The organism is Streptomyces sp. sk2.1 (genome assembly GCF_008120935.1).
Lineage (GTDB): Bacteria > Actinomycetota > Actinomycetes > Streptomycetales > Streptomycetaceae > Streptomyces.
In genome coordinates, this window is the sequence record NZ_RDBO01000289.1 from 1 (window position 1) to 8750 (window position 8750).

General features: G+C 71.1%; 6 protein-coding genes. 5 read left to right on the forward strand and 1 reads right to left on the reverse strand.

Translation table 11 applies throughout. The annotated features are described in order from the left end of the window. On the reverse strand, positions 1-1746 hold a 1746-nt coding region (locus EAO76_RS43890; protein WP_262376286.1), incomplete at its 3' end, for a condensation domain-containing protein. A gap of 505 nt (positions 1747-2251) precedes the next feature. Between EAO76_RS43890 and EAO76_RS43895 the strand changes: the two genes are divergently transcribed. The 5 genes from EAO76_RS43895 to EAO76_RS43910 form a co-directional block, all read left to right on the forward strand. Then, positions 2252-3082, forward strand: coding sequence for a kinase (locus tag EAO76_RS43895; protein WP_222872289.1), 831 nt, complete (start codon positions 2252-2254; stop codon positions 3080-3082). A 1-nt stretch (position 3083) separates the two neighbouring features. Beyond that, a complete protein-coding gene (locus tag EAO76_RS43900) occupies positions 3084-4109 on the forward strand; it encodes a PLP-dependent cysteine synthase family protein (RefSeq protein WP_148841780.1) in 1026 nt (341 codons plus the stop codon). A gap of 340 nt (positions 4110-4449) precedes the next feature. After that, complete coding sequence (locus EAO76_RS43905; protein WP_262376287.1) at positions 4450-7467, forward strand: BTAD domain-containing putative transcriptional regulator; 3018 nt, start codon at positions 4450-4452, stop codon at positions 7465-7467. A 100-nt stretch (positions 7468-7567) separates the two neighbouring features. Continuing rightward, entirely contained in the window at positions 7568-7927 is a 360-nt protein-coding gene (locus EAO76_RS45255) for a hypothetical protein (protein ID WP_187439077.1), read from the forward strand. Positions 7928-7968: 41 nt separating this feature from the next. Next, on the forward strand, positions 7969-8750 hold a 782-nt coding region (locus EAO76_RS43910; RefSeq protein ID WP_187439078.1), incomplete at its 3' end, for an AfsR/SARP family transcriptional regulator.

An 8750-nucleotide genomic window follows, 5' to 3' on the forward strand; every position in this document is an offset into this window, starting at 1 on the left:
GCCAACGCCTCCGTCTTCACCGTCCTCCTCGCTGCCTTCGACCTGCTCCTCGGCCGGCTCTCCGAACAGGAGGACCTCCTGGTCGGCGGCCCACGCGGGCCGTGCGGCGGAGTTCTCGGGGCCGGGCAGGTACAGGGCGCCGTCGGCGCCCAGCGGCACCGGTCGCAGCCGTTCGTCCAGCACGTGGGCCGGGACACGGGCGCCCGACGTTCCGACCGCGGCCGTTCCGGTGGCGAGGACGCGGGCCACCAGCGCGTCCGCCCAGGTGCCGGCGGCGCCGTTCAGGACGAGGCCCTCGGGAGCCCCGGGGCCGTACGTGTCGAGAGGGAGGGAGGGGTCGCGGGCGATGGCGGCGAGCAGCTCCCGGTAGTGGGCGGCGACGACCACGGCGGTGCTCTCGTCGAAGAGCTCGGTGCTGTACTCGATGTGACCGCGCAGCAGTTCGTCGCCGGGGGTCATCGTCAGGGCCAGGTCGCACTTGGCCATGGCGCTGCGGAAGCCGTGCTCGGTCACCTCGACGCCGGCCAGGGCGAGCTTCTGCTCCGGGGCGCCGTCCAGGGCGAACAGGGACTGGAAGAACGGGGTGACGCCCTTGGTGCGTTCGGCACCCTCGACGGCCTCGATGACGGCGTCGAGGGAGGCCGCGCTGTTCCCGTACCCCTCGAGGGAGGTCTTCCGTACGTGTGCGAGAAGGTCCGCGAAGGTCGGCGCGGTCTCGTCGGGGCCGAACCGGGACAGGTCGGAGCGCAGCACGATCACGTCCACGAACATGCCGATCAGGGCCTCGTGGGCGGTCGTGTTGCGGTTGTCCACGGGGCTGCCCGTGGCCACGTCGCGGCGGCCCGTCATCCGGACGAGCAGCAGGTGGTACGCGGCGAGCAGAACCATGAAGAGGGTGGCGCCGTGTTCCGCGGCGACCTTGCCGAGTCCCGCGTGGACCTTCCGGGGGATCTCGAAGGTGTACGAGGCGCAGGCGCCGGTCGGGTCCTGGGGGCGCGTCCGGTCGGCGGGGATGTCGGCCCGGCGCAGTCCCGCGAGCTGACCGCGCCAGTAGGTGATCCGCGCGTCGCGTGCGGCGGTGCTCGCCTCGTCGTGCTGCTCCAGGGCGAAGTCCGCGTACTGGGTGGCCAGGGGGGCGAGCGGGTTGGGCAGGCCGGCGGCGAAGGCGTGGTGCAGGGCGCCGAGTTCGCGCTCCAGGACAGCGGTCGACCAGCCGTCGAAGGCGATGTGGTGCACGGTGACGGTGAGCAGGTGGCGGGTGGCGGAGGTCCGGTGGAGCGCGGCCCGGAGCACGGGGCCGGAGGCGAGGTCGAAGGGCCGGTCGCCCTCGGCCGTTGCCAGGGCGAGGGCGCGCCGCTCCGCCTCGGCGGGCGGCAGGTCGCTCAGGTCCGTGACGGTCAGGTCGCAGGGGGCCGGGGACGCCACGACCTGCCGGGGGGAGTCCTCGTCCGTGTAGGACGTCCGCAGGATGTCGTGGCGGGCCACAAGCGCGTCGAAGGCGCGGCGCAGGGCAGCCACGTCGACGGGGCCGTCGAGCCACCAGCCCAGTGGCACGTTGTAGCGGCTCGCGGCCGGATCCAGCTGGTGATCGAGCCAGAGCCGGTGCTGCGCGTGCGAGAGCGGCGCCTCGGCGGGGCGTGGTCGGGGGGCGGGCGATGCGCTCGGTGCGGCGGGCCGCCGGCTGAGACGGCGGCGCAGAAGCTCCTGGCGAGCAGCAGCCGACGCGGCGTTCAGGGCCTCGGTCATAAGTCTCTTCCGTCCAGATGGTGCGCTGCCGTCAACGGGACACAACGAGAATCCATGGTGCGTGTGGAACGGCCGGGCGGAACGGGCTCGTGGAGGGGGTGGCGGACATCCGCCAAGGAGGGCGGCGCGGCTTGACTCCTCGGCCCGGGATCCGGTGCGGGAAACGCTGCGGGGGAATGGCCCGGGAATCGGTGGGAATCGGGTCCGGCGGGTCCGTTGGAGAAATCACCCGGCAATAGCGGGGTGATGCCGGTGATAGTGCGGGAACGGCAATCCGATAGCGGGCCTGCGGAGACTCGACCCGGCCAGAAACATCACCAGGCAGAACGGGAAAAGTGTGTTGAACACAACCGCCGCCACTGGAGAGCGGACGGCCCACTCGGAATTCTGCGAAGGGAACCCGGAATTCCCGGTTTCCCCGGGACGGATGCACGGGAGCGGCAGCGCCTTCGGAACCTTCGGTGAACTCCTGCAAGGCCGGCTTCAGCCCGGTAACCGCGATTTCTTGGTCACCCTTCCCCTTGCCCGCTGGTCCACCGCGTCCTTCACGTGGCGGCCGGACCGGCCGCTGGAGGCCGAGCCCGCAGGCAAGCGCAAGTCGTGGGAGCTCGCCGACCGCATGCTCCGGCATTACGGGGTCCCGGGAGGCGGCACCCTCACCCTCAGCAGCGAGCTGAAGGAGGGCAAGGGCATGGCGAGCTCCTCCGCGGACCTCGTGGCCACCGCCCGGGCCGTGGGCAAGGCGCTGGGCGTCCGCATGCCGGCGGCCACCATCGAGGACTTCATCCGGACCATCGAACCCACCGACGGCGTGATGTACGACGGTGTCGTCGCCTTCTACCACCGGGAGGTACGGCTCTGCGCCCGGCTCGGCGACGTCCCGCCCATGACCGTCGTCGGCGTCGACGAGGGCGGTGAGATCGACACCGTCGTGTACAACCGCGTGCCGAAGTCGTTCACGCCGGGCGAGACGGCCGAGTACCGCAGGATGCTGCACGTCCTGGCCGAGGCGTTGCGCCGGGGGGACGTGCCGGCGGTCGGGCGGATCGCGACCCGCAGCGCGCAGATGAACCAGCGGTTCCAGTACAAGCGGCTGCTTCCGGATCTTCTGGAAATCTGCCGTGACACAGGAAGCCTTGGTGTCGTCGCCGCACACAGCGGAACGAAACTCGGGATTCTTCTTTCCCGTACCGATCCGGAGCACGACGAACGCCTGGCGGCCGTCACCGGGGCCTGTCTCGGCCTCCGCGCCGATATCACCGTCGACCACACGCTCAGCGCGCCCGTGTACCCGTACGTGTCACCTGCGGGCGCCTCGATATCCCAGGGGAAGTGACATGCCGTATACGAACGTGATCGAGGCCGTCGGACATACGCCCCTTGTCGGCATGCGACTCGGCGAGTACACCGGGGTGGAGGTGTTCGCGAAGCTCGAACTCCAGAACCTCTTCGGAATGAAGGACCGGGTCGCCCGGCAGGTCGTCCTGGAGGCCAGGAAGAGCGGGGAACTCGCCGACGGCGCGCCGATCGTCGAGAGTTCCTCGGGGACCATGGCTCTCGGGCTTGCGCTGGTCGGCCCGCCGCTCGGCCACGAGGTGCACATCGTCACCGACCCGCGGATCGACCCGATCACATTGGCGAAGCTGCGGATGCTCGGCGCCGCGGTGCATGTCGTGGACCGCATGGGCGAGGGCGGCTGGCAGCGTGCCCGGCTTGACCGGCTCGACGCTCTGATGCGCGACCTTCCCGGGGCCTTCTGGCCGCGCCAGTACAGCAATCCGGAGAACCCCGGAGCGTACCGCACTCTGGCCGGGGAGCTCCTCGACGACCTCGGCCGGGTCGACGTCCTGGTCGGTGCGGTGGGCAGTGGCGGCTCCCTGTGCGGCACCGCGAGGGCGCTGCGCGAGCGCTGCCCCGACCTGCGGGTCGTCGGGGTGGACTGCGTGGGCAGCGTGCTCTTCGGCCAGCCCGACCGGCCGCGCCGACTCCAGGGCGGTCTCGGAAACAGCCTCATGCCGGCGAACCTGGACCACTCCGTCCTCGACGAGGTCCACTGGCTGAACGACCGGGAGGCGTTCGAATCGGCCCGGAGCCTCGCTCGCGAACAGATGATATTCGGCGGGAACACCTCGGGTTCGGTCTACCGGGTGCTGCGATATCTTGCCGGACGGGAGTCGGCCGGCACCCGGATCGTCGGTATCTTCCCGGACCGTGGTGACCGGTACCACGACAGTGTCTACAGTGACGATTACTGGGCGGCGCAGCAGCTCGACGAACTTCCCTTGCGCGAGGAGCCGTTGACGGTCGACGGGGAGACGATCGTGGAGGCGTGGTCGCGTCACGTTCTCGGCCGTCGAGAATGAGCCGTTCCGGACCGTCGTGCGGTTCCCGAGGGAAACGAACGGAATCCGACCGCCAAGCGGTGAGGCGTACCGCCTCGCCCGGATGCGCAACCCGCCGATGACTTATCGGGACTTCCGGTGAACTCCGACGATTTCAGACCACGGCAACGTTCTGCCACAGAAACCCCGCACCTCAGTTTCCCTGTGATACGAGGTACACCTAGGATCTCGAGAAAGGCCGCGAACCAGGGAGTTACGCCGGGGGGCGACAGTGGTTGGTCAGGAACGGCTTCCGTTACGCCTGAACATTCTCGGCGCCCTGGAGGGGTGGGTCGACGGCACACCGATCAGCCTGGGTGGAGTGATACCTGAACGCGTCCTGGCCGCTTTGCTGTTGGAAGCGGGCAAGCGCGTGTCGGTTTCCCACATCATCGCGGCGGTGTGGGAGGGCGAGCCGCCGGCTACCGCCCTGCACCAGATCCACAAGGCCATTGCCCGGCTGCGCAAGCACATCCCGGGCGGCGGCGAGGTAATTGTCACCGAGGGGCCCGGGTATCGGGCGGTGCTCACCGTCGGCCAGCTCGACCTGCTCGAATTCCAGGACGGGGTCCACGAGGCCGACCGGGCCCTGGCCGAAGGACGGCGGGAGGACGCCGTCGCGCTGCTCCGCTCGGCCCTCGCGCTCTGGCGTGGTCCCGTCATGTCCGGCACCGGCGGGCCGGTGATCAACACGGCGGCCCTCTCGTGGGAGGACCGGCGGATCGTGGCGGCCGAGCTGTTCTTCGGGCTCCGCCTCGACCTCGGGGAGGCCGGCGAACTCGTCGCCGACCTCCGTGACCTCGTCACCCGGCACCCGCTGCGCGAGTCGTTGCGCGGGCGACTGATGGTGGCCCTGCACCACTCCGGACGGCGGGCGGAGGCGCTGGACGAATACCGGCAGGCGAGGGAGCTCCTCGTCGAGGAGCTCGGGATCGATCCGGGGCCGAAGCTGGCCCAGCTGTACGAGGACATGCTGCACGACTCCGTGCAGTCGGCCCCGCCCTCCTCCCCATCCGCTCCCGTGACGGCTCCCACGGCTCCCGCGGGTCCCGCCGACGGCGTGGACCCCGCCTCCGCCGAACGGGTCGGCGCCGTCGAGCACGCGTCGCCCGCTGTCCGGCCGCCCTGCTCCCTTCCCCACGACCTCGCCGACTTCAGCGGCCGGGAGGACGTGCTGCGCACGATCCTCGCCAGCGTGCACGCGGGCAGCGGGGACGAGGGACACGAGCGGCGCGTCCGGATCGTGGGCCTGGACGGCATGGGAGGCAGCGGCAAGACCTCCCTCGCCGTGCACGTCGCCCACCGCCTCACGGACGCCTTCCCCGACGGACAGCTCCACGTCGACATGCACGGCTACACGCCCGGTGATGCGCCGCTCAAACCCGCCAAGGCACTCGAAACGCTGCTGCGGACGCTCGGCACCCCCGTCGATGCCATCCCCGACGACCTGGAGGGCCGGGTCGTCCTGTGGCGTACGCTGCTCCAGAAGAAGCGGATCCTGCTCCTCCTGGACAACGCGCTCGACGCAGCGCAGATCAGGCCGCTGCTGCCCGCCGCCCCCTGCTGCCTGGCCATCGTCACCAGCCGCGCCCGGCTGATCGACCTCGACGGCGCCGAATGGTTCTCGATCGGGGTCATGTCCCCCGGGGACAGTGCACGGTTCGTCGCCGCCACCCTCGGCGAGGCCCGGGTGAAGGCCGAGCCGGAAGCCGCCGCCGAGCTGGTCCGGCTCTGCGGCGCGCTGCCGCTCGCGCTCCGCATCACCACCGCCCGGCTCAACTACCGCCCGCAGTGGACCCTGCGCTACCTGGTCGACCGGCTGCGCGACGAATCGCACCGCATGGAGGAGCTCACCTCGGGGGACCGGAGCGTGGCGGCGACGCTGCGGCTCTCGTACAAGGCGATGACCGAGCTCTACCGGGCCGCGTTCCGCATCCTCGTCATCCATCCGAGCCCGCACATCGACGTGCATTCGGCGGCGGCGCTGCTGCACACCTCCGTCCGCGACGCGGAGTCCATCCTCGAACTCCTCCTTGACATGCACCTGTTGCAGCAGCCCGACCTCGGTCTCTACACCTTCCACGACCTGGTGCGGAGCTTCGCGCGGAGCCTGCGCGGACCGTCCACCCAGCAGGACGAGGAGGCTGCGGTGGAGCGGCTCCTCGACTACTCGATCATGGCAACGGAGACCGCCTGCGACATCCTGTATCCCGGCCGCAAGTACCGTCCCACCGGCCTTCCGGCCTACCCGGGCGAACTGCCGGCGCTCAAGGACACGGACGACGCCACCCGGTGGTTCGACCGGGAGCGCGTCGGCCTCGCGGCGGGCGTGGACCTCGGCGTGCGGTTCCGCTTCGACCGGCACGCCGTCTGCCTCACCCGCAATCTGGTCTTTCAGCTCAACGCCGGAGGGCATTTCGAGGAGTTCCGGGAGCTGAGCAGGACCGCCGTCGACGCCGCGCGTCGGCTCGGGGACCTGCCGCTGCTGAGCGTGAGCCTCTCCAACCTCGGCGTCGCCTACTGGAAGCTCGGCCAGTTCGAGGAGGGCGTGGAGGTCGCGATGGAGGGGCGGGAGGTGGCGGCGGCCCTCGGGGACCGGCATACCGAGGCCCACAGCGACTCCACCATCGGCCTGCTCATGACCATGCTCGGCCGGTACTCGGAGGCCCTGCCCGCGCTGGAGCGGGCGATCGAGCTGGAGCGGGAGCTGGACAGCCCCCGGGCCGAGGGCGAGACCCTGTCGAACCTGAGCACCCTCCTCGAGCAGTGGGGTCGCTACCCGGAGGCCGAGGAGGCGGCGCGGCGGGCCATCGCCATAGACCGGCGCCTCGGACTGCCCGACAAGGAGGTCATGGCGACGACCGATCTGGCCTTCGCCCTGCTCGGCATGGAGCGGTATGAGGAGGCCGCCGCGTCCCTCGCCCGGGCCCGAACCCTGTGCGCCGAAGGCGGGCCGCCGGGGGACGTCGCCCTGGTCCTGGCGCTGTCGGCCGAGGTCGCCGAGCTGCTGGGACGACCGGAGGAGGCCTTGGCCCACGCTGAACGCGCCCTGATGCTCGCACAGTCGAGCGGGACGCCGATCCGGTGGGCGAAGGTGGACAACATCCTCGGGCGCCTGTTCCTGCGCCGGGGCGCGTACGACTCGGCCATGGAGCTGCACGAGCGGGCCCACCGGACGGCCTCCGCCATCGGCTACCGCGCGGAGGAGGCCTACGCCCTGTGCGGCATGGCCACGACGGCCTCCCGGCAGGGCGACGCGGCGGCCGCGGCACGGCACAGGGCGGCGGCCGATTCCCTGTTCGCCCTCATGGAAGTCCCTGATGAGAGGCGCTCCCGCTGAGCGGGAGCGGCAGAGGGAGCGACGAGGGAGAGGCGGGGGAGCGGCTCTCAGCAGCATGGATGTCGGACAGGGAAGCCGACACACATGGTGAGGGTAGGACATGGGCAGCAAGCTCGTTCGTCTGGTGGGATTCGTCGCGGCGGCCGCAGTCATCGGCCTGGGTGTGACGGAGGGCGTGTCGACGCCGGCCTCCTCCTCGTGGGGCTGGGTCGTCGCGGACGACCAGGGTCCGACGGGTCCTGCTCCTGCGGTCGTCGCGGACGACCAGGGTCCGACGGGTCCTGCTCCTGCGGTCGTCGCGGACGACCAGGGTCCGACGGGTCCTGCTCCTGCGGTCGTCGCGGACGACCAGGGTCCGACGAGTCCTGCCCCCGCGGTCCTCGCCGACGATCAGGGCCCGACCGTCGTCCACCCCGTGGCCCCGCTCGACGCCCCCGCCTCGAGCCAGGGCCTGGCATGAACGGAGACGGGTGGGCCCCCGACACGATGAACGGTGTTCCGGTGAGCGGACCCGTCACGACGTACCGGATCCTCGGCCTCATGGAGATCGGGACCGCCGAGGGAACGCTGAACCTGGCCTCCTCCCGCCGCAAGGCGCTGCTGGCCGCCCTCCTCCTGGAGGCCAACCGACCGGTTTCCGTCGACCGGCTCATGGAAGCGGTCTGGGACGTCAAGGCCCCGGCCACCGCCCGCAGCCAACTTCACATCTGCGTCTCGCAGGCACGCAAGGAGCTCGCCGAGATCGGCCTGCCCGACGCCCTGGCGACCAAGGCCCCCGGCTATCTGATGGCGGTCGGTGAGGGCGAGCTCGACCTGCACGTGTTCGAGCGGCGGGTGCGCGACGCGCGCCGGGCCGCCGCCGAAGGCCTCCCGCACGATGCCGCCGCCCTGTACACGCACGCGCTGTCGCTGTGGCGAGGCACCCCGTTCCCGGAGGTCAACAGCGCTCTCGTACGGTCCTGCGCCGAGCGTCTCGCGAGCCGCCGTCTCGGCGTCCTCGAAGAGCGCATCGCCTGCGAACTCGGGCTCGGCCGCCACAAGATGCTCGTGGAGGAGCTGGAGGCCCTCGTCGAGGAGTACCCGATACGGGAACCGCTCCAGGCGATGCTGATGACCGCGCTCAACGGCAGCGGGCGCCGGGCAGAGGCCCTGGAGATCTACCGGCAGGCCAGGAACCGGCTGGTCGAGGAGCTGGGCATCGAGCCCGGCGAGGAATTGCGCGCCCTGCACCAGACGATCCTCCGCGACGACGGCCCGTCCCCCGCCGTCGTCCCCCGTACAGC